Below are 20596 nucleotides of genomic sequence, written 5' to 3' on the forward strand. Positions count from 1 at the left end.
ACGATTGTGGTTATCGCCAGTGGGAAACCCCCGGTTTTCCGTACACCTTCATCGTTCTGAACTGATTCTGGGCCAGCTGACTCTATGCGAATGCGCCTTATGTTATTGGGCGGCGGGAATGCCCTCGGGCAGGCGCTGATTCGCCTGGGGGCGGAGGAAGACATCAGTTTCCTCGCCCCCCGCCCGCCGCAGGACGGCTGGGACGCCGCGAGCCTGACGCAACTGCTGGACGACACCCGTCCGGATGCGTTGATCAACCTCGCCTACTATTTCGACTGGTTCCAGGCCGAAACGGTCAGCGAAACCCGCCTGGCCGGCCAGGAGAGTGCGGTCGAGCGTCTGGCCGAACTTTGCCAGCATCACAACATCATCCTCGTCCAACCCTCCAGCTATCGGGTCTTCGACGGCTCGCGGGCGACCGCCTACAGCGAAAAGGACGAGCCGGTCCCCCTCGGCCTGCGTGGCCAGGCCCTGTGGCGCATCGAGCAGAGCGTGCGGGCGACCTGTCCGCAGCACGTGCTGTTGCGTTTCGGCTGGCTGCTGGATGACAGCACCGACGGTTCCCTGGGGCGCTTCCTGGCCCGGGCCGAGCAGCCCGAGGAACTGCTGCTCGCCGACGACCGGCGTGGCAACCCGACGCCGGTGGACGATGCCGCGCGGGTGATCATCTCGGTGCTCAAGCAACTCGATTGCGCCGCGCCGCTGTGGGGCACCTATCACTACGCCGGCCATGAGGCGACCACGCCGCTGGCGCTGGGCCAGGCGATCCTCGGCGAGGCGCGCAGCTACCGTTCGCTGGCGATCGAGGCACCGACGGCCCAGGCCCACGCGGCTCGTCCGGACGCCGCCGAAGAGCCGCAGCACGCGGTGCTGGCCTGCAAGAAAATCCTTCACACCTTCGGTATCAAGCCCCGCGCCTGGCGCGCCGGGCTGCCGGCTTTACTGGACAGGTTCTATCGTCATGGCTGATGCCCCCATTCTGATCACCGGTGGCGCCGGTTTCATTGGTTCCAACCTGGCCGAGCGGCTGCTGGCCAAGGGTTATTCGATTCGCGTGCTGGACGACCTGTCGACCGGCAAGCGCAGCAACCTGGCCCTGGACGATCCGCGGGTCGAACTGATCGTGGGCGACGTGGCCGATGCCGCGCTCGTCGCCCGGACCATGGTCGGCTGCCAGGCGGTGGTGCACCTGGCGGCGGTGGCTTCGGTGCAGGCCTCGGTGGACGATCCGGTGCGCACTCATCAGAGCAACTTCATCGGCACGTTGAATGTCTGCGAGGCCATGCGCCAGGCGGGCGTCAAGCGGGTGCTGTTCGCGTCGAGCGCGGCGGTGTACGGCAACAACGGCGAAGGCGAGTCGATCGTCGAGGACACGGCCAAGGCGCCGCTGACGCCCTACGCGTCGGACAAGCTGGCCAGCGAATACTACTTCGATTTCTACCGTCGCCAGCATGGCCTGGAACCGGTGATCTTCCGCTTCTTCAACGTTTTCGGACCACGCCAGGACCCGTCCTCGCCGTACTCCGGGGTGATCAGCATTTTCAGCGAACGGGCGGAGAAGGGCCTGCCGATCACCGTGTTCGGCGATGGCGAGCAGACCCGCGATTTCATCTACGTCGGCGACCTGGTGGATGTGCTGGTGCAGGCGCTCGAAGCGCCACGGGTGGAAGAAGGCGCGATCAATGTCGGCCTGAACCGCTCCACCACCCTCAACCAGATGCTGCAGGCGCTGGCCGAAGTGGTCGGGCCGCTGCCACCGGTGAGCTACGCGCCGGCCCGTTCCGGCGATATCCGCCATTCGCGGGCGAACAACCAGCGTCTGCTGGAGCGTTTCGCGTTCCCCGAGCCGACACCGATGAGCGTCGGGCTGGCCCGCCTGCTGGGCCGCTGAGGTCAGTCGGCAGAAACGAAAAAGGCGCCTTTCGAGGCGCCTTTTTCGTTGGGCTGGATCAGAACTTGTAGCCCAGGCCGACCATGTAGACCATCGGGTCGACATCGACGTTGACCTTGGCACGGGTGCCGCCGGCCACGGCGTTGTTGTCGACGTAGGCGGTGGTATCGATATCGATGTAGCGGACCTGGGCGTTGATCATCAGCTTGTCGGTGAGCATGTAGTCGGCACCGACCTGCCAGGCCACGCCCCAGGAGTTCTTCGCACGGAAGTTGTCGAAGCCGGCGGCGTTCGCCTCGCTGCCGACGTGCTCGTCGTAGATCCAGGTGTAGTTGATACCCGCGCCCAGGTAAGGCTGGAAGGCCGACTTGGCGTCGAGTGGGTAGTACACCAGGCTCAGGGTCGGCGGCAGGTGCTTGAGGGTACCGAGCTTGCCGTTGGCAGCGCCCAGGGCGGTGTTCTTGATCTTCACGTCATGCTCGAACGGGGTCGCCGCCAGCAGTTCGATACCGAGGTGATCGGTGACCATGTAGGCGAAGTTCAGACCCAACTGGGTGTCGCTGCTCATGGTCGCCTTGCCGCCCAGGTCGGCGCCGGCCAGCGGGCCGCGATCGACCTTGACGCTGGAACTGTCGGCTTTCGGGTTGACCGTGATCGCACCGGCGCGAACGATGATGTCGCCGGCGTCGTGGGCATGGGCAAGTGGAGAGGCGAGGGCGAGCGCAACGAGAGAGGCGCTGAGCAGGGACTTGTGCATGGGGGCTCCAGAGGACGTTTCGAATTCACTGGGGCCAATGGTAAGGAGCGGACCGAACGGGTCCTTGACTCAGCTCAATGAAAGGCCAATCGAGCCTAGGCGGAAGTCGGATGTTGTCGATCCGGGCGCTTTCGCGGGCAAGCCCGGCTCCTACAGGTCTGTAGCCGAGCACTAAACTGTAGGAGCCGGGCTTGCCCGCGAATACGTCCCCCCGGCCCCAACCAACCGTCTGCCTCAATTCGGCAGCTCGTACACGTAGATCTTCTGCGCCTCCATGCTGTACCCGGCATCCGCCAGCTCACTGGTGCTCGGTTTCACCTGCAACACCCCCTCGATCCAATACGGCTGGTACAGCTCATCGAGCTTGACCCCCAGTTCGCTGGTCACGTGCACGATCTGGTTCGATGGCGGTGGTGGCACATGGATGCAGGCGCCGAAATACGGCACCAGCAGGAACTCGGTGGTGCGTCCTTCCTCGCTCACTTCCAACGGCACGATGTAACCCGGCAGGCGCACGTGCTGGCCATCGAGGGCCTTGACCACCGGCGCATTGGGCAGGGCCTGCCTGGCCGCCGGCGCGGCCTCGGGGTCCATGTTGCCCAGTTGCGACAGGTCGTGCAGCGGGCGCATGTCGGGTTTTTCCTCGGGCGCATCCGGCGGGATCATCTCCTGCCAGACCAGCTCGCGGATGGCGTCCTTGGCCCAGGTGGGCAGAGCCACCAGCAACAGCAGCGCCAGCAGGGCGCGGGGCAATACGGCTTTCTTCATTGCACAGGGGCTCACAAACGAATGGACAGGCCATCGGCCAGGGACTGTCGATAGGCGCGCCAGGCCGGCACGCTGCCCATCAACAGGGCGGCGACGAGGATACCGCCGAGCAGCGTCCATTCATATTCGCTTGGCCAGGACAGCGGCAGGTAAAGCCCATAGTTGGACTGCACGTAACCCTGGGCCAGGGCGATGCCCAGGTACAACAGACCAAGCCCGGCCGTCACCCCGGCCAGCGCCAGGGCGAAGGCTTCCAGTACCAGCAGGCTGGCGATATGCCAGGGCCGCGCGCCCACCGAGCGCAGGATCGCCATTTCCCGCCGGCGTTCGTTGAGGCTGGTGAGGATCGCCGTGAGCATGCCGATCAGGCCGGTCAGCACCACGAACAGCGAGACCACGAACAGGGCCTTTTCCGCCGTGCCCATCAGGCTCCAGAGCTCCTGCAGGGCCACGCCCGGCAGGATCGCCAGCATCGGCTCGCCACGGAACTCGTTGATCTCCCGTTGCAGGGCGAAGGTCGCGATTTTGCTCTTGAGGCCGAGCATGAAGGCGGTGATCGCCTGGGGCGTGAGGTCCATGTTGCGCGCCTGGTCGGCGCTGATCCGCCCGGCGCCGTGGGCCGGGACACCGTTGTGCCAGTCGATGTGGATCGCCTCCATGCCGCCGAGGCTGATGTGCAGCGTGCGGTCCACCGGCGTGCCGGTGCGCTTGAGGATGCCGACCACGGTGAACGGCTTGTCATCGTGCTTGACCAGGCTGATCGCGGCGACCCCATGGGCCAGCACCAGCTTGTCGCCGAGCTTGTAGTGCAGGGCCTCGGCGACTTCGGCACCGAGCACCACCTCGAACGGATCGGTGGCGAAGGCGCGGCCGCTGGCCAGTTCGAGGTTCTGCTGGTGGCCGTACTGGTAGTGCTCGAAGTACGCCTCGCTGGTGCCCAGCACCCGGTAGCCGCGGTGCGAGTCGCCGAGGGACATCGGGATCGCCCACTTCACCCGCGGGTCGTTGGCGAAGTGCTCGAAGCTGTCCCAGCGGATGTTGTTGGTGGCGTTGCCGATGCGGAACACCGAGTACAGCAGCAGGTTCACCGAGCCGGAGCGGGCACCGACGATCAGGTCGGTGCCGCTGATGGTGCTGGCGAAGCTGGCGCGGGCTTCGGTGCGCACCCGTTCCACCGCCAGCAGCAGGCAGACCGAGAGAGCGATGGCGAAGGCCGTGAGCAGGGCGGTGAAACGGCGGTTGGCCAGGCTGGCCAGGGCCAGTCGTAACAGGTACATCTCAAACCTCCGCGGGCGCGGCCGCGCGATTGAGTTCGGCCAGGGACAGGTGGCGGTCGAACAGCGCTGCCAGGCTCTGGTCATGGCTGACGAACAGCAGGCTGGAGCCGGCCTCGCGGCATTCGGCGAACAGCAGTTGGAGGAAGGCTTCGCGGGCATCGTAGTCGAGGGCCGAGGTCGGCTCGTCGGCGATCACCAGTTCCGGTTGGCCGATCAGTGCGCGGGCGGCGGCGACCCGTTGCTGCTGGCCGATCGACAGCGAGTCGGCACGGCGTTCCAGCAGCGCCGGATCCTTGAGGCCCAGGTGGGCGAGCAGGGCCGCGGCGGCCTGGTCGACACTGCCGTGGCGCTGCGCGGCGCGGCTGGCGCGCAACCTGGAGAAGTGACAGGGCAGCTCGACGTTCTCGCGCACCGAGAGAAACGGCAGCAGGTTGAACTGCTGGAAGATGTAGCCGGTGTGATCGACGCGAAAACGGTCGCGGGCACCGGCGCCCAGTTCGGTCAGTTCCTGGCCGAGCAGGCGGATGCTGCCGCGGCTGGGTTTCTGCACACCGCCGAGCAGGCCGAGCAGGGTGGTCTTGCCACTGCCGCTGGGGCCCTTGAGAAACAGGGTTTCGCCGCGTTCCAGGCGGAACGTCGGGATATCCAGCAACTGCGGATGCCCGGGCCAGTTGAAGCCCAGGTCGGACAGTTCGATAAGTGCTTGGGTCATGGAAACCGCTTCACAGGTGATAGGCCTTGTAGGAGCCGGCGTGCTGCCGGCGGCTTTCCGACGATCCACCCCAGGCGGCCATCCGAGAGTGAGTCGGTGGCGCCAGTGGCATCGCTATGGCCAGCAAGCCGGCTCCTACCGTGGGCATTGGATCAGAATTTCAGGGTAGCGGCCTTCGGCGTCGCATCGACACCCTGCTGGCCGCTTGGCGAGATCAGTTGTACCTGGATTTTCTGGGTGGCGGGGAAGGTCTTGAAGACCTGGCTCAGGTCGAGCTGCTTGAGCGCCGTCGGCGTGCTGCAGGTGAACTGGTAGTGCGCGTGGATTTCGCTGTGGTCGTGATGGTGCTCGTGCTCGCCGCCCGCCTGGGCGTGGTCGTCATCATCGTCGTCGTGGTCGGCATCTTCCGGCGCCGGGTCACCGAACAGCGGGCTCTCCAGCTCCTGGTTGGCGACCACGCAACCGGCGCCCTTGGGCAGGTTGAACAGTTCCAGCGGCTTGTCCAGCAGCGCACGCACGGCCGCGACCTTGGCCTTGTCGGCATCGCTGGTGGCGGCATGTTCGAAGCCCACCAGGTTCATCGCCGGGCTTTGCAGTTCCAGTTCCAGGGTCTGCGCATCCAGCACCGCATTCAGGCGGCCCACACCGTGTTCATGGGCACCGAGGCTGCCATGTTCTTTTTCATGGGCCTGGGCGGCGACCAGGGGCAACAGGGCGAAAGGCAGGGCGAGGAGCAGGCGGCGCATGGCGTTTCTCCGGAAACGGCGAAGGGGATTATGTTATGTGATCTTATAACGTTTCTGGCTGTTTCAGCCACCCGCTTGGCTATCCTGCTGACGCATGGGAGCATGCAGCCCTGCCTGTGGCACAAAGATGAACGAGGACTGATGCATGGTGAGGATTCGTGGGACCGTCGGCCAGTGGCCGGTGGACTTGACGCTGGAGCTGGACGACAACGAGTGGGCCCGTCTGGGCGCGCAGTTGCAGGGCGTGACGCCGCAGCAGGCGACCGCCGCCGCAGTGGTGAGCAAACCGGCGAGCCAGGACGACACCCAATGGCAACTGGCCCGGGAGCTGTTGCGCCAGGCCGGGCAACTGAGCGGGCCGGAACTGCTGGAGCAGTTGGAGGCGCTGACCGGCAGCACGGCAGCGGGCAAGCGCCTGCTGGTGCGGTTGCGCCATAGCAGCGAGGTCCGGGTCGAGAGTGGCGCGGATTCGCCGCTCTTCAGTTGGATCGGTGGTTGATTGCCAACGTCCGGCTGCCGGACACGCGACTTCGGCAAATCTTCCTCATTACCCCGCGTCAACTGTCGGCGTCTTGACCCATGTCATCGCACGTTCAGGAATCTTGGCTAGAGTTACCTATTGGCAGGCAGTATTTGCCTCCACCGTGATTGCCAAGAGGCGCCGGCCATGTCCCGTGCGCCCCCACCTGATCAGGAGTGCACGATGGACCTCAACCGTCGGCAGTTCTTCAAGGTCGCCGCTGTCGGCCTTGGAGGCTCGAGCCTTGCAGCGTTGGGCATGGCCCCGACGCCGGCGTTCGCCGAGCAGGTGCGCCATTTCAAGCTGGCGCATACCAAGGAAACCCGCAACACCTGTCCCTACTGCTCGGTCGGCTGCGGCCTGATCCTGTACAGCCAGGGCGACGCGGGCAAGAACGTCAAGCAGAACATCATCCATATCGAGGGCGATGCGGACCATCCGGTCAATCGCGGCACCCTCTGCCCGAAAGGCGCCGGCCTGCTGGACTTCATCCACAGCCCGAGCCGGCTGCTGTACCCCGAGGTACGCAAGCCCGGCAGCAAGGAGTGGACCCGCATCAGTTGGGACGAGGCGCTCGATCGCGTCGCCGAACTGATGAAGCAGGACCGCGACGCCAACTTCATCGAAAAGAATGCCCAGGGCCAGACGGTCAACCGCTGGCTCACCACGGGGTTCCTTGCCGCGTCCGCCGCTTCCAGCGAAGCCGGCTACCTGACGCACAAGGTGATCCGTTCGCTCGGCATGCTGGGGTTCGATAACCAGGCGCGTGTCTGACACGGTCCGACGGTGGCAAGTCTTGCCCCGACGTACGGCCGTGGCGCCATGACCAATCACTGGTCTGACATCGCCAACGCGAACCTGGTCCTGGTGATGGGCGGCAACGCCGCTGAAGCGCATCCGTGCGGCTTCAAGTGGGTGACCGAAGCCAAAGCGCACAACCAGGCGCGGCTGATCGTGGTCGACCCGCGGTTCACCCGTACCGCCTCGGTGGCGGACTACTATGCGCCGATCCGCACCGGTAGCGACATCGCCTTCATGGGCGGGCTGATCAACTATCTGCTGAGCAACGACAGGATCCAGCACGAATACGTGCGCAACTACACCGACGTGTCGTTCATCGTCAAGGCCGGCTATGGCTTCGAGGATGGCCTGTTCAGCGGCTATGACGCGGCCAAGCGCACCTATGTCGACAAGTCCGGCTGGGGCTACGAGCTCGGCGAGGACGGTTTCGCCAAGGTCGACCCGACCCTGCAGCACCCGCGTTGCGTCTACCAGTTGATGAAGCAGCACTACAGCCGCTACACGCCGGAAGTGGCGAGCATGACCTGTGGCATGCCCCAGGACCGGATGATGACGATCTGGGAAGAGATCGCCACCTGCTCGGCACCGGGCAAAACCATGACCATCCTCTATGCCCTGGGCTGGACCCAGCACTCGATCGGCGCGCAGATCATCCGCAGCGCGGCGATGGTGCAACTGCTGCTGGGCAACGTCGGCATGCCGGGTGGCGGGGTCAACGCCCTGCGCGGTCACTCCAACATCCAGGGCCTGACCGACCTGGGCCTTTTGTCCAACTCGCTGCCGGGCTACCTGACCCTGGCCGGCGATGCCGAGCAGGACTACGCCGCCTTCATCGACAAGCGTGCGCCCAAGCCGCTGCGGCCGGGGCAGTTGTCCTACTGGCAGAACTACGGCAAGTTCCACGTCAGCCTGATGAAGGCCTGGTATGGCGCCAACGCCACCGCAGCCAACAACTGGGGCTACGACTGGTTGCCCAAGCTCGATGTGCCGGCCTACGACGTGCTGCGCATGTTCGAGATGATGGGCCAGGGCAAGGTCAACGGCTACATGTGCCAGGGCTTCAACCCGATCGCCGCGCTGCCGGACAAGAACCGCGTCACCGCCGCGCTCGGCAAGCTCAAGTGGCTGGTGATCATGGACCCGCTGGCCACCGAGACCTCGGAGTTCTGGCGCAACGCCGGGCCGTTCAACGACGTCGACACGGCCAACATCCAGACCGAGGTGATCCGCCTGCCCACCACCTGCTTCGCCGAGGAGGATGGCTCGCTGGTCAACAGCAGCCGCTGGCTGCAGTGGCACTGGAAGGGCGCCGACGGCCCGGGCGAAACCCGTACCGACGTGCAGATCATGAGCGAGCTGTTCCTGCGCCTGCGCCATCGCTACCAGGCCGAGGGCGGTGCCTACCCGGCCCCGATGCTCAATATCAGTTGGCCGTACAAGATCCCCGAGGAGCCTTCGCCCGAAGAGCTGGCCAAGGAGATGAACGGCTGGGCGGTCAGCGACCTGAGCGACCCGAGCGGAGTCACGCTCAAGGCCGGCCAGCAGCTCTCGGCCTTCGCCCAGTTGAAGGACGACGGCAGCACCGCGTCCGGCTGCTGGATCTTCGCCGGTTGCTGGACCGAACAGGGCAACCAGATGGCCCGGCGCGACAACAGCGACCCGTACGGTATGCACCAGGTGCAGAACTGGGCCTGGGCCTGGCCGGCCAACCGCCGCATCCTCTACAACCGCGCCTCCAGCGACCCGCAGGGCAAGCCCTGGGATCCAGAGAAGAAACGCCTGGTGTGGTGGAACGGCAAGGCCTGGGGCGGTACCGACGTGCCGGACTTCAAGGCCGACTCGCCGCCGGAAGCGGGGATGAATCCGTTCATCATGAACCCCGAAGGCGTGGCGCGCTTCTTTGCCGTCGACAAGATGGCCGAGGGGCCGTTCCCCGAGCACTACGAGCCGTTCGAGACACCGATCGGCATCAACCCGCTGCACCCGCAGAACAAGAAGGCCATCAGTAACCCGGCCGGGCGGATCTTCGATTCGGTGTGGGACACCCTCGGCAAGCACGAGGAGTATCCCTACGCGGCGACCACCTACCGGCTGACCGAGCACTTCCACTTCTGGAGCAAGCATTGCCGCCTCAACGCGATTGCCCAGCCCGAGCAGTTCGTCGAGATCGGCGAGGTGCTGGCCAACGAGAAGGGCATCAAGGCCGGCGATCGGGTGCGGGTGTCGAGCAAGCGCGGACACATCGACGCGGTGGCGGTGGTGACCAAGCGGATCCGTCCGCTGCAGGTCAACAACCAGACCGTGCACCAGATCGGCATCCCGTTGCACTGGGGCTTCACCGGTACCACCCGGCATGGCTACCTGACCAACACCCTGGTGCCGTTCCTCGGTGATGGCAACACCCAGACGCCGGAGTCCAAGTCGTTCCTCGTCAAAGTGGAGAAACTCTGATGGCCAGCCAAGACATCATCGCCCGCTCGGCCACGACCACCGTGCCGCCTTCGGTACGCCAGCAGCAGGAAGTCGCCAAGCTGATCGACACCACCAAGTGCATCGGCTGCAAGGCCTGCCAGGTGGCGTGCTCGGAGTGGAACGAACTGCGTGACGAGGTCGGCCATAACCACGGCACCTACGACAACCCCCAGGACCTCTCCGCCGAGACCTGGACCCTGATGCGCTTCACCGAGCACGAGCGCGACGACGGCAACCTGGAGTGGCTGATCCGCAAGGACGGCTGCATGCACTGCGCCGAGCCCGGTTGCCTGAAGGCCTGCCCGAGCCCGGGAGCGATCATCAAGCACGCCAACGGCATTGTCGACTTCAACCAGGACCACTGCATCGGTTGCGGCTACTGCATCACCGGCTGCCCGTTCAATATCCCGCGGATCTCGCAGAAGGACCACAAGGCCTACAAGTGCACCCTGTGCTCCGACCGCGTGACCGTCGGCCTGGAGCCGGCCTGCGTGAAGACCTGCCCGACCGGGGCGATCGTCTTCGGCAGCAAGGACGAGATGAAGGAGCATGCCGCCGAGCGCATCGTCGACCTCAAGTCCCGCGGCTACGACAAGGCCGGGCTGTACGACCCGGATGGCGTTGGCGGCACCCACGTGATGTACGTGCTGCACCATGCCGACACGCCGAAGCTGTACGCCGGCTTGCCGGAGCAGCCGGTGATCAGCCCGCTGGTGGGGTTGTGGAAGGGCGTGACCAAGCCGCTGGCGCTGCTGGCGATGGGCGCGGCGGTGCTGGCCGGGTTCTTCCACTATGTGCGGGTCGGGCCGCAGCGGGTCGAGGAAGAGGAGCATCCGACGCCACCCGACGGCAGCGTTCATCAGGTGGACCCTTCGGTGCATGTCTATGATCCGAACCGTCCCGGTGGGCAAGGGGAGCAGCGGCCATGAAGGACAACAAGCCTATCCTGCGCTACAACGCCAACGAGCGCAGCAATCACTGGATCGTTGCGATCTTGTTCGTGCTGGCCGGGTTGTCGGGGCTGGCGCTGTTCCATCCGGCGCTGTTCTGGCTGAGCAACCTGTTCGGTGGCGGCCCGTGGACGCGGATCCTGCACCCGTTCATCGGCGTGGCGATGTTCGTGTTCTTCCTCAGCCTGGTGCTGCGTTTCTGGCGCGCCAACTTCATCACCGCCAACGACCGCCTGTGGTTGCGCCGGGTCGACCGGGTGATGCGCAACCAGGAAGAGGGCGTACCGCCGATCGGCAAGTACAACGCCGGGCAGAAGCTGTTGTTCTGGACCCTGCTGGCGTGCATGCTGGTGCTGCTGGTCAGCGGCGTGGTGATCTGGCGGGCGTACTTCAGTCACTACTTCGACATCGGCGCGATCCGCTTGAGCGCCTTGCTCCATGCCCTGGCGGCGTTCGTGCTGATCCTCAGCATCATCGTGCACATCTACGCCGGCATCTGGATCAAGGGCTCCATCGGCGCCATGCTGCATGGCTGGGTCAGCCGGGCCTGGGCACGCAAGCACCATGAACTGTGGTACCGCGAGGTGACCGGCGACAAGAACCCTCACGACCACGGCGGAAAACAAGGATGAACGTTTGAGCACCCTTCTCGAACCCGGGCAGATCGAAGCGTCGGCGGTGGCGCCGCCGTTCCTGCATCTGCCGCCGGCCAACCTATTTGAACTGCGTGCCGCGCGCCTGGAACAACTCGCCGAGGGGCATGCCCTGGGTGACTACCTGCACCTGGTCGCCCAGTTGTGCCGGGTCCAGCAGCAACTGATCGACAATCCACCTGGCGGTTTGCCAGTGGCCGAGGAACGCCAGCGGCTGTGCATCAGCCATGGTCTCCCCCCTCTGGCGGCGGACAGTCTGGTGCGTGAAGGCCCCTGGCTGGCCTGGTTGCAGGCGTTGCTCGATGGCCTCGATGCACCGGTGACAGGGGCCTTGGCCGAGGCATTGGACAGTTTGCGTGGCAGTGACGACAACCAGCGCAAGGGCTGGGGCATCGCCCTGCTCGGCGGTCAGTACGACGCGGTGCCGGCGGCCCTGGTGCCATTCCTCGGCGCCGCGTTGCAGGCGGCCTGGGCCAGTTGGTTGCTGGTCTTGCCCAGCCAGGAACTCAAGCCCGCCGGCAGCCTGGCCCAGTGCCCGGCCTGCGGTTCGCCGGCCATGGCCGGGGTGGTGCGCAACCGTGGCAAGCACAATGGCCTGCGTTACCTGGCCTGCTCGCTGTGCGCCTGCGAATGGCATGTGGTGCGGGTCAAGTGCGTGTACTGCGAGTCGAGCAAGGACCTGCGCTACACCAACCTCGAAGACGATCGGCATGCGCCTGGCAAGGCGCCGTTGCGGGCGGAATGTTGTCCGGGCTGTCAAAGCTATCTCAAGCAGAACTACCTGGAGAACGACGCCGCCGCCGAGCCGCTGGCGGATGACCTGGCAAGCCTGGCCCTGGACATTCGGCTGGACGAGGAGGGTTTCCACCGATTGGCCCCGAACCTGATGCTGGCGCCTGGAGGAGGGTGAGTGGCTACACTGGAAAATCGAGTCGTCTTCATTCGCGGGCAAGCCGCGCTCCTACAGAAGCCTGCACTGCGCCGAATATGTGAACGACTCAACCCTTGTAGGAGCGCGGCTTGCCCGCGAATGGTCCCGCCCCGACACCGAATGAACTGAAGGTTGCCCGAATGCCCGCGAGCCTCGCCAACGAAACCCCACGCCTGCCTTCTATCGACACCCTGTTGCGCCACCCCGCCTGCCAGCCGCTGCTCGACCGTCATGGTCGCGACGCGGTCCTGGCCACCCTGCGCCAATTGCTCGACGATCTGCGCGAGCCGACCCGCCAGGGCCAGTTGAGTGCAGCGGAACTGGCCGCCGAAGTCCTGCTCGGCCGCGCCGGCGAGCGCCTGGCGATCCAGCAGCGCAGCCAGGTCCGCCGGGTGTTCAACCTCACCGGCACGGTGCTGCACACCAACCTCGGCCGGGCGCTGCTGCCCGAAGAAGCCGTCGAGGCCATGCAGACCGCCGCCCGCTACCCGCTCAACCTCGAGTTCGACCTGAGTACCGGCAAGCGTGGCGACCGCGACGACCTGATCGAAGGGCTGATCCGCGAGCTGACCGGCGCCGAGGCGGTCACCGTGGTCAACAATAACGCCGCCGCAGTACTGCTGGCGCTCAACAGCCTGGGGGCGCGCAAGGAAGGGATCATTTCCCGCGGCGAACTGATCGAGATCGGTGGTGCGTTCCGCATCCCCGACATCATGGCCCGCGCCGGCGTACGCCTGCACGAGATCGGCACCACCAACCGTACCCACGCCCGCGACTACGAAGGCGCGATCAACCCGCGCACCGGCCTGTTGATGCGTGTGCATTGCAGCAACTACAGCATCCAGGGGTTCACCACCCAGGTGCCCACCGCCGAGCTGGCCCGCATCGCCCATCAGCATGAGTTGCCGTTGCTCGAGGACCTCGGCAGCGGCAGCCTGCTCGACCTGACCCGTTGGGGGCTGCCCGCCGAGCCGACCGTGCGCCAGGCGTTGGCCGACGGCGCCGATATTGTCACCTTCAGTGGCGACAAGCTGCTCGGCGGCCCCCAGGCCGGTATCATCGTCGGCCGCAAGGACTTGATCGCGAAGATCAAGAAGAACCCGCTCAAGCGCGCCCTGCGGGTGGACAAGATCACCCTGGCGGCGCTGGAGGCGGTGCTGGCGCTGTACCGTAATCCCGACCGTCTGGCCGAGCGCCTGCCCAGCCTGCGCCTGCTGACCCGGCCTCAGGCCGAGATCGCCGCCCAGGCCGGGCGGCTGGCGCCGGAACTGGCGGCCCGTCTTGGCGCGCAGTGGACGGTCAGCGTCGAAGCCGCCCTGGGCATGATCGGCAGTGGCAGCCAACCGGTGGCACGCCTGCCCAGTGCCGCACTGTGCCTGCGTCCGCAGGTGTCGAAGAAGTTGCGCGGGCGCAGCCTGCATGTGCTGGAGCGGGCCCTGCGCGACCTGCCGGTTCCGGTGCTCGGTCGTATCGATGACGACGCGCTGTGGCTCGACCTGCGCCAACTGGACGATGAAGCCCAGTGGCTGGCGCAACTGCCGGCGCTGCAACTGGGGCCGGTGCAGTGATCGTCGGCACCGCCGGGCATATCGATCACGGCAAGACCGCGTTGCTCCAGGCCCTGACCGGCCAGGCCGGCGACCAGCGCCAGGAAGAGCGTGCCCGTGGCATGACCATCGACCTCGGCTACCGCTACGCCACCCTCGCTGAGGGGGAAGGGCTGACCGGTTTTATCGACGTGCCGGGGCACGAACGGTTTATCCACAACATGCTCGCCGGCGCCCACGGTATCGACCTGGTGTTGCTGGTGGTGGCCGCCGACGATGGGGTCATGCCGCAGACCCGCGAGCACCTGGCGATCATCGAGTTGCTGGGCATTCCCCAGGCGCTGGTGGCGATCAGCAAGTGCGACCGGGTCGAGCCGGCGCGGTTGGCTGAAGTCGACACGCAAGTGGCCGAGCTGCTGGCGCCGGGGCCTTATGCCGGGGCGTTGCGCTTTGCGCTGTCGAGTGTCACCGGCGAAGGTATCGAGGCGTTGCGCCTGGCCTTGCGCGAAGCCCAGTCGCGTGTGCGCCGGCGCAGTGTCGCGGGCGGTTTTCGCCTGGCGGTCGACCGGGCGTTCTCGGTGTCTGGCGCCGGTATCGTCGTGACCGGCACGGCCTTGTCCGGGCAGGTCACTGTCGCAGACAACCTGCTGTTGGGCGCGGCCGGCAAGGCGGTGCGGGTGCGCGGCCTGCACGCGCAGAACCAGGCGGCGCCGCGGGCCGTGGCCGGGCAACGGGTGGCGCTGAACATCAGTGCCGAGCGCCTGGCGGTGGAGCAGGTGCATCGCGGCGACTGGCTGCTGCCGGCCTGGCTGCATGCGCCGAGTTCGCGAGTCGACATCGAGCTGCAGCTGTTGCCCGGTGAAACCCGTACTTTCGAACACTTCAGTGCCGTGCACGTGCACCTCGGGACCCAGGATGTCACCGCCCGGGTGGCCTTGCTCGAAGGCGAGAAGCTGCTGGGCGGCCAGCGCATGTTCGCCCAGTTGCTGCTCAACGCGCCGTTGCAGGCGGTGCATGGCGATCGTCTGGTCGTGCGCGACCAGCGTGCCCAGCGCACGCTGGGAGGTGGCCGGGTGCTCGATCCTTTTGCGCCGAGCCGGCAGCGTCGCAGCGAGGTGCGTCTGCGCCAGTTGCAGGTGCTGCGCGATGCCGGCGATCTGGAGCAGGCCCTGCCCGCGTTGCTCGAAACCGCTCCGGGCGGGCTCGACCCGCAGCGGCTGGAGCGGCAGTTCAATCGCCTGCGCGAGACCTGGCAACTGCCGGAGGGGGTACAGGTGATCGCCACTCGCCAGGGCCCGTTGCTGTTTGCCCGAACGCAGTGGCAGGCACTCCGGGAGCAGTTGCTGGAGCGGCTGACAGCCTTCCATCAACAGGAGCCCGACCAGTTGGGGCCGGACCGCGATCGACTGCGCCGTTTCAGCGCCTTGCCCCTGGAGCGGCCGGCGTTTGTCAGCCTGCTGGAGGAACTGCTGGGCGAGGGCGGCATCAGCAGCAGTGGTCCGTGGTTGCACAGGCCGGATCACACGGTGCAGTTGAGCGAGGCCGATGAGCTGCTGTGGCAGCGCCTGCAACCGCGCCTGCTGGCGGGCGAGTTCGATCCGCCCTGGGTCAGGACCCTGGCCGGCGAAGAGCAACGGGAGGAAGGCGAAGTGCGCCTGCTGCTGCGCAAGCTGGCGCGGCTGGGGATGTTGCACCAGGTGGTGCGGGACCTGTTCTATCCACAGGCGACGTTGCAACGCATGGCCGAGCTGCTGTTGCGGCAGGCTGCGGCATCGCCGATAGTGCAGGTGGCGGCGTTTCGCGATATGTTGGGCATCGGTCGCAAACGCAGTGTGCAGATACTGGAATACTTCGACCGTATCGGCCTGACCCGCAGGGTCGCCGACCAGCGTCATATCCGTGTTGACAGTGCCCTGGCCCGGCAGCAGGCCAGGGACTGAAGCTTCAGGGAAGGCAATCGCGCCCGGTGGCGCGGCCGGGCTTCAAACCCGGTTGGGGACGGCAACCGTTCCCGGGCAGGTTCGACTCCCGCTGCCTTCCGCCAATTTCACCAGAGCCTTGTGCAGGGCTTACCGGTTGGTTGCCCGCGAATAGGCCCGCAAGAGCGGCGCTTACGCGCGCTCCCCGCACAGGTCCAGAGCAAACCACTGCTGCGCCGCCTGCACATCCAGCCCCGCACCGAGCAATGCGAACAACTTGCCCAGCGCGGCTTCGCGGGTCATGCCGCCGCCGCTGACCAGGCCGGTATCGCGCAGGCGGCTGCCAGCGGCGTAGGTGTCGAACACCACCGAACCTTCCGGGCATTGGCTGATGGCAACGATCATCACGCCACGCTGGCGGGCCTCATGCAGCACGTCGAGCAGTGCCTGGTCATCGGACGGGCCGGTACCGCTGCCGTAGCATTCCAGCACCAGGCCCTGGATGCCGCTGTCGAACAGACCGCGCAGATGGGCGGCCTGCAGGCCGGGGTACACCGGCAGCACGGCCAGGTTGACCGGGACTCGTGGCTGGCGGTAGTCCAGCCGATCCGGGACTGCCGCCGCCCGCTCGCCTTCGCGATGACGGGATGGCGCGGTGAAAGCGTCGAACGCCTCGCTGCGCAGTTTCGAGGCACGGCAGCCGTGCAGCAACTGGCCGTGGAAGAACAGTTGCACACCGTTTGCCAGGCCGTGCTCGAAGTGCTTCAGGGCATTGAGCAGGTTGTCCCAGGCATCGCTGTCCGGCGCACCGGCCGGCAGCATGGAGCCGGTCAGCACTACCGGTGCCGGCAGGCCGAGCAGCAGGAACGACAGGGCCGCGGCGCTGTAGGCCAGGGTGTCGGTGCCGTGCAGCACCAGCACGCCGTCATGGCCACGCTGTTCGACGGCGTCGACGATGGCATCGCGCATCGCCAGCCAGTTGGCCTGTTGCATGTTGGCGCTGTCGATCAGCGGGTTGAGCTCATGCAGCGACCAGTGCACCTGCGGCGCGTCGGCGCAGCCGGCGAGGTATTCGCGCATGCGCGCCTCGAAGCCGCCAGCCGGAGCCAGGCCTTCGGCGGTCTGCAGCATGCCGATGGTGCCCCCGGTATAGAGGACGAGGAGATTCTTGACTGCACCCATGGGAGCATTCCGTAGAGATTTGGCGAGAGAAAGACACAGCCGCCCACGAACGGGGCGGCTGAGGCAAGGAGAATATCAGCGTTGCGGCTGCGCTTGGGCGGCTGCTTTGTCAGTGGCTGTTTCTACTTGCGGGTTGGCTGGCCAGGCGGCGCGGTCCAGGTCCAGGTCGTTGAACTTGCTGGAATCGAACACGGGCTGGTCGACGCCGGCACGACGTTGCTCGTCGTAGTCGCGCATCACCCGCAGACCGACCTTGAACAGCAGGGCCAGGGCGATCAGGTTGACGAAGGCCAGGCAGGTCATGGTGATGTCGGCGAAGGCGAACACGGTCGACAGGTTCTGCATCGAGCCCCAGACGATCAGGGCCAGTACCAGGGCGCGGTAGGTCATCAGCACGGCGCGGTTGCGGCTGAGGAACTGCAGGCTGTTCTCGCCCAGGTAGTAGTTGTAGAGGATGCAGGTGAAGACGAACAGCGACAGCGCGACGCTGACGAAGATCCGGCCCCAGTCACCGACCACGGCGGCCAGGGAGTTCTGGGTCAGGACGATGCCGTCCCCTTCGAAGCCCGGGGTGTAGAAGCCCGACAGCAGGATCAGCAGCGCGGTGCAGGTGCAGATCACGAAGGTGTCGAGGAACACGCTGAACGCCTGGACCACGCCCTGGGCGCCCGGGTGTTTCACGGCCGCCACCGCGGCCACGTTCGGGGCACTGCCCAGGCCGGCTTCGTTGGCGAACACGCCACGCTTCACGCCCATGACGATGGCGCTGCCGAGCAGGCCGGCGAAGGCCGGGTCGAGGCCGAAGGCGCTCTTGAAGATGGTTTCCAGCATGGCCGGCACGTGTTCGATCTGGGTGCCGATCACGTACAGGGTCACGCCGATGTAGGCCAGGGTCTTGACCGGCACCAGCAGGTCGGAAACCGCGGCGATACGCTTGATGCCACCGAGGAACACGATCGCCAGCAGGACGGCGAGGACGATACCGGTGTGGTTGGGCGAGAAGCCGAAGGCGTTCTGCAGCGAATGGGTCACGGTGTACGACTGCAGGCCGTTGAAGGCGAAGCCGTAGGTGACCAGCAGCAGTACGGAGAACACCACCGCCATGCCTTTCAGCTTCAGGCCGTGCTGGATGTAGTAGGCCGGACCGCCACGGTACAGGCCATCGCCATCGGCGCGCTTGTAGACCTGGGCCAGGGTACATTCGAAGAAGCTGCTGGACATGCCGACCAGTGCGGTGACCCACATCCAGAACACGGCGCCCGGACCACCGAGGGTCACGGCGATACCGACACCGGCGATGTTACCGGCACCGACGCGGCCGGCCAGGCTCAGCATCAGGGCCTGGAACGAGCTCAGTTGGCCTGCCTGGCCGCGGAGGGACTCCTTGAAAACACCGAACATGTGGCCGAAGTGGCGGAATTGGACGAACCGCGAGCGGATCGTGAAGTAGCTGCCGAGTCCGACGATCAGCACGATGAGCAGTTTCCCCGAGAGGAAATCATTGAGTGCTTCTAGCATTGGAGAATGACCTCGATTCTTATTCTTTGCGTGAAAAGAGCAACAGGCGGCAGGCGCGCTGCTATCCGTTGGGGCGCATGGTTGGTCATGACAGGGGTGGTGACAATTTCGCGGGTTGCTCTGCTTTGGTGCGAGTTGATGCTAGAATGGCGCCACTCGCACCATCCGGGTTCATCGTCATGAGCGACAATTTCGCCGTCAATCTCAAGCTGGCCTGCAGCCATTACCGCTCTATTTCAGAGGTTTGCCGCCAGCTGTCGATCAATCGTGCACAGTTCAACAAGTACTTGAGCGGGCAAAGCCATCCGACGAACTACAACCTCAAGCGCATCGGTGACTTCTTCGGGGTGGAGGATTACGAGCTGGGCCTGCCGCCGGAGCAATTCGCCCGTCTGATCGGTGCGCGCAATCCGGCGCAGCGCACCGAGCAGCGCAACGATCCGATCAGCGAGCTGTTCAAGCCGTTGCATCAGGAGGCGGGCAACCTGTCGCGTTATTGCGGTTACTACTTCGAGTATTCCAACTGCATGTCGGTTCCCGGCTCGATCCTGGTGTCGCTGGTGCACCTGCGCGAGGAACGAGGGCATTTCCTCTTCGAGCGCCAGGAGCGCCAGGAGCGCAGCACCGCCAACGACGGGCATGCCGAGGTGCGTTGCCGTTATCTCGGTGCGGCCTTCCAGTTGCAGGATCGGCTGTTTCTGATCGATTACGAATCGCTGACCCTCAACGAGATGAGCCAGACGATCCTCATCCCCAGTTTCAAGAGCCGCATTACCCGGCTCAATGGCCTGAAGACCGGGGTTTCCAGCGGCGACCGGCGTAACCCGGCGTGCACCCGCGTGGTCTGGGAGTTCCTGGGGGAAGAAATCAACCGCATCAACGCCTACCGCCAGGTCAAGCTGTACCGCCCGGATGACCCGCGGATCGATGATGACGTGCGCGAACGGCTGAGTGCCGGCTCGGTCGGCAACGGCCTGTTCGAGATCGAGTGATGCGTTGCAATGCCTGTGAGCCACTCAATCCTGTAGGAGCAGGGCTTGCCCGCGAAGAGGCCAGCAAACCCTGTCCAACGCCTCAGTAGAGCGCCGCGAACAGCTTGCGCCGGTAGGTGGTCACCAGCGGATGGTCGTTGCCCAGCAGGTCGAACACCTGCAGCAGGGTCTTGTGTGGCAACCCCTCGCTGTAGCCGCGATTGCGGGTGAACAGCTTGAGCAAGGCATCCAGTGCGGCTTCGTACTGCTGGCGGGCCAGTTGCTGGATCGCCAGTTGGAAGGTCGCCTCGTCATCCTGCGGGTTCTGGGCCAGGCGGGCCTTCAGGTCGGCAGCATCGGGCAGGTCGGCGGCCTGGCGCAGGAAGGTCAGTTGCGCCTTGGCGCCGGCCAGCGCCGCCTTGTGCTCGTCGCCCTTGACCGCATCGAGTACGGTCTGGGCCTCACCCAGCTCACCGCGTTCGGCGAGGCAGCGGGCGTACAGGATCAACGCCTTGGCATTGCTGTTGTCTTCATTCAGCAGGGCGACGAGGGTGGCCTCGGCTTCGGCGACGCGGCCTTCGTCGAACAGCGCCTGAGCCTGTTCGAGCGGGTCGGCGGCGGCCGGCGGCGGCATCTGCACATGGGGTTCGAGCATGGCCCGTACCGCCGATTCCGGCTGGGCACCGGCGAAACCGTCGACCGGCTGGCCGTCCTTGAACAGCACCACGGTCGGCAGGCTGCGGATACCGAAACGGGCGACGATGTCCTGCTCGGCATCGCAGTCGACCTTGGCCAGCAGCAGCTCGCCCTGATAGCTCTCGGCGATCTGTTGCAGCATCGGCATCAGCGCCTTGCAGGGCGCACACCACTCCGCCCAGAAGTCCACCAGCACCGGCTTGTGGAAAGAGTTCTGGATCACCGACTGGTCGAAGTTCAGGGCGGTGGCGTCGAAGATGTAGGGCGTGTCCTGGGTCATCGGGA

At 65.8% G+C, this 20596-nt stretch carries 18 protein-coding genes and 1 tRNA gene; 11 read left to right on the forward strand and 8 right to left on the reverse strand.

Annotated features, from left to right (window positions below; genetic code table 11):
- Nucleotides 1–84: 84 nt before the first annotated feature.
- Both ACM62G_RS15550 and ACM62G_RS15555 read left to right on the forward strand, forming a co-directional pair.
- The gene (locus ACM62G_RS15550) at nt 85–969 is read left to right on the forward strand and encodes a sugar nucleotide-binding protein (RefSeq protein WP_273824168.1); all 885 of its coding nucleotides are present in this window, start codon (nt 85–87) and stop codon (nt 967–969) included.
- Complete coding sequence (locus tag ACM62G_RS15555) at nt 962–1891, forward strand: NAD-dependent epimerase/dehydratase family protein (protein ID WP_419737443.1); 930 nt, start codon at nt 962–964, stop codon at nt 1889–1891. The genes ACM62G_RS15550 and ACM62G_RS15555 overlap by 8 nt, the downstream gene beginning before the upstream one ends.
- A 58-nt stretch (nt 1892–1949) precedes the next feature.
- On the opposite strand, the gene ACM62G_RS15560 is transcribed toward ACM62G_RS15555, so the two are convergent.
- From ACM62G_RS15560 to ACM62G_RS15580, 5 genes are all read right to left on the reverse strand, one after another.
- Nucleotides 1950–2648, reverse strand: coding sequence for an OmpW/AlkL family protein (locus tag ACM62G_RS15560; protein ID WP_054061299.1), 699 nt, complete (start codon nt 2646–2648; stop codon nt 1950–1952).
- 234 nt (nt 2649–2882) lie between these two features.
- The gene (locus ACM62G_RS15565; protein WP_054061298.1) at nt 2883–3416 is read right to left on the reverse strand and encodes a DUF3299 domain-containing protein; all 534 of its coding nucleotides are present in this window, start codon (nt 3414–3416) and stop codon (nt 2883–2885) included.
- An 11-nt stretch (nt 3417–3427) separates the two neighbouring features.
- Nucleotides 3428–4693: an ABC transporter permease gene (locus tag ACM62G_RS15570; protein ID WP_054061297.1), complete on the reverse strand. Its 1266-nt coding sequence runs from the start codon at nt 4691–4693 to the stop codon at nt 3428–3430.
- Between the two features lies 1 nt (nt 4694).
- A complete protein-coding gene (locus tag ACM62G_RS15575) occupies nt 4695–5405 on the reverse strand; it encodes an ABC transporter ATP-binding protein (RefSeq protein ID WP_273824165.1) in 711 nt (236 codons plus the stop codon).
- Between the two features lie 152 nt (nt 5406–5557).
- The gene (locus ACM62G_RS15580; protein ID WP_273824164.1) at nt 5558–6151 is read right to left on the reverse strand and encodes a DUF2796 domain-containing protein; all 594 of its coding nucleotides are present in this window, start codon (nt 6149–6151) and stop codon (nt 5558–5560) included.
- A 145-nt stretch (nt 6152–6296) separates the two neighbouring features.
- Between ACM62G_RS15580 and ACM62G_RS15585 the strand changes: the two genes are divergently transcribed.
- The 8 genes from ACM62G_RS15585 (at nt 6297) to ACM62G_RS15620 (ending at nt 16069) form a co-directional block, all read left to right on the forward strand.
- Nucleotides 6297–6650, forward strand: coding sequence for a hypothetical protein (locus ACM62G_RS15585; protein ID WP_273824163.1), 354 nt, complete (start codon nt 6297–6299; stop codon nt 6648–6650).
- 204 nt (nt 6651–6854) lie between these two features.
- The gene (fdnG, locus tag ACM62G_RS15590; protein WP_152972995.1) at nt 6855–9923 is read left to right on the forward strand and encodes a formate dehydrogenase-N subunit alpha; all 3069 of its coding nucleotides are present in this window, start codon (nt 6855–6857) and stop codon (nt 9921–9923) included.
- A complete protein-coding gene (fdxH, locus tag ACM62G_RS15595) occupies nt 9923–10873 on the forward strand; it encodes a formate dehydrogenase subunit beta (RefSeq protein WP_054061077.1) in 951 nt (316 codons plus the stop codon). Before fdnG ends, fdxH begins: the two co-directional genes overlap by 1 nt.
- Entirely contained in the window at nt 10870–11526 is a 657-nt protein-coding gene (locus ACM62G_RS15600; protein WP_419737444.1) for a formate dehydrogenase subunit gamma, read from the forward strand. The genes fdxH and ACM62G_RS15600 overlap by 4 nt, the downstream gene beginning before the upstream one ends.
- 4 nt (nt 11527–11530) lie before the next feature.
- Nucleotides 11531–12457: a formate dehydrogenase accessory protein FdhE gene (gene fdhE, locus ACM62G_RS15605; RefSeq protein ID WP_419737445.1), complete on the forward strand. Its 927-nt coding sequence runs from the start codon at nt 11531–11533 to the stop codon at nt 12455–12457.
- A 161-nt stretch (nt 12458–12618) separates the two neighbouring features.
- Nucleotides 12619–14046 carry an L-seryl-tRNA(Sec) selenium transferase gene (selA, locus tag ACM62G_RS15610; protein ID WP_419737446.1) on the forward strand — a complete coding sequence of 476 codons (1428 nt, stop codon included), beginning with the start codon at nt 12619–12621 and terminating at the stop codon, nt 14044–14046.
- Nucleotides 14043–15965, forward strand: a complete 1923-nt coding sequence (gene selB, locus ACM62G_RS15615; protein WP_419737530.1) for a selenocysteine-specific translation elongation factor — start codon at nt 14043–14045, stop codon at nt 15963–15965. The genes selA and selB overlap by 4 nt, the downstream gene beginning before the upstream one ends.
- Nucleotides 15966–15973: 8 nt before the next feature.
- Nucleotides 15974–16069: transfer RNA gene (locus ACM62G_RS15620), tRNA-Sec, on the forward strand.
- 67 nt (nt 16070–16136) lie between these two features.
- Here the strand turns inward: ACM62G_RS15620 and ACM62G_RS15625 are convergent.
- Together ACM62G_RS15625 and ACM62G_RS15630 are read right to left on the reverse strand one after the other, a co-directional pair.
- On the reverse strand, nt 16137–17126 hold the full coding sequence (locus ACM62G_RS15625; RefSeq protein ID WP_419737447.1) for an asparaginase: 990 nt from the start codon (nt 17124–17126) through the stop codon (nt 16137–16139).
- Between the two features lie 75 nt (nt 17127–17201).
- Nucleotides 17202–18644, reverse strand: a complete 1443-nt coding sequence (locus tag ACM62G_RS15630; protein ID WP_054062535.1) for an alanine/glycine:cation symporter family protein — start codon at nt 18642–18644, stop codon at nt 17202–17204.
- A 179-nt stretch (nt 18645–18823) separates the two neighbouring features.
- Here ACM62G_RS15630 and ACM62G_RS15635 point away from each other — a divergent pair, with 179 nt between their 5' ends.
- On the forward strand, nt 18824–19636 hold the full coding sequence (locus tag ACM62G_RS15635) for a Cro/Cl family transcriptional regulator (protein WP_054061194.1): 813 nt from the start codon (nt 18824–18826) through the stop codon (nt 19634–19636).
- Nucleotides 19637–19718: 82 nt separating this feature from the next.
- Here the strand turns inward: ACM62G_RS15635 and trxA are convergent, their stop codons facing one another.
- Nucleotides 19719–20591: a thioredoxin gene (trxA, locus tag ACM62G_RS15640; protein WP_419737448.1), complete on the reverse strand. Its 873-nt coding sequence runs from the start codon at nt 20589–20591 to the stop codon at nt 19719–19721.
- Between the last annotated feature and the right edge of the window lie 5 nt (nt 20592–20596).

The sequence above is a fragment of the Pseudomonas sp. COR18 genome (assembly GCF_048568395.1).
Lineage (GTDB): Bacteria > Pseudomonadota > Gammaproteobacteria > Pseudomonadales > Pseudomonadaceae > Aquipseudomonas > Aquipseudomonas fuscovaginae_B.

Excerpts from the sequence above, each read along its gene's own strand:
- ACM62G_RS15550 (WP_273824168.1), top strand. The coding sequence starts at position 85 with ATGCGAATGCGCCTTATGTTATTGGGCGGCGGGAATGCCCTCGGGCAG.
- ACM62G_RS15555 (WP_419737443.1), top strand. The coding sequence starts at position 962 with ATGGCTGATGCCCCCATTCTGATCACCGGTGGCGCCGGTTTCATTGGT.
- ACM62G_RS15560 (WP_054061299.1), bottom strand. The coding sequence starts at position 2,648 with ATGCACAAGTCCCTGCTCAGCGCCTCTCTCGTTGCGCTCGCCCTCGCC.
- ACM62G_RS15565 (WP_054061298.1), bottom strand. The coding sequence starts at position 3,416 with ATGAAGAAAGCCGTATTGCCCCGCGCCCTGCTGGCGCTGCTGTTGCTG.
- ACM62G_RS15570 (WP_054061297.1), bottom strand. The coding sequence starts at position 4,693 with ATGTACCTGTTACGACTGGCCCTGGCCAGCCTGGCCAACCGCCGTTTC.
- ACM62G_RS15575 (WP_273824165.1), bottom strand. The coding sequence starts at position 5,405 with ATGACCCAAGCACTTATCGAACTGTCCGACCTGGGCTTCAACTGGCCC.
- ACM62G_RS15580 (WP_273824164.1), bottom strand. The coding sequence starts at position 6,151 with ATGCGCCGCCTGCTCCTCGCCCTGCCTTTCGCCCTGTTGCCCCTGGTC.
- ACM62G_RS15585 (WP_273824163.1), top strand. The coding sequence starts at position 6,297 with ATGGTGAGGATTCGTGGGACCGTCGGCCAGTGGCCGGTGGACTTGACG.
- fdxH (WP_054061077.1), top strand. The coding sequence starts at position 9,923 with ATGGCCAGCCAAGACATCATCGCCCGCTCGGCCACGACCACCGTGCCG.
- ACM62G_RS15600 (WP_419737444.1), top strand. The coding sequence starts at position 10,870 with ATGAAGGACAACAAGCCTATCCTGCGCTACAACGCCAACGAGCGCAGC.
- selA (WP_419737446.1), top strand. The coding sequence starts at position 12,619 with ATGCCCGCGAGCCTCGCCAACGAAACCCCACGCCTGCCTTCTATCGAC.
- ACM62G_RS15625 (WP_419737447.1), bottom strand. The coding sequence starts at position 17,126 with ATGGGTGCAGTCAAGAATCTCCTCGTCCTCTATACCGGGGGCACCATC.
- ACM62G_RS15630 (WP_054062535.1), bottom strand. The coding sequence starts at position 18,644 with ATGCTAGAAGCACTCAATGATTTCCTCTCGGGGAAACTGCTCATCGTG.
- ACM62G_RS15635 (WP_054061194.1), top strand. The coding sequence starts at position 18,824 with ATGAGCGACAATTTCGCCGTCAATCTCAAGCTGGCCTGCAGCCATTAC.
- trxA (WP_419737448.1), bottom strand. The coding sequence starts at position 20,591 with ATGACCCAGGACACGCCCTACATCTTCGACGCCACCGCCCTGAACTTC.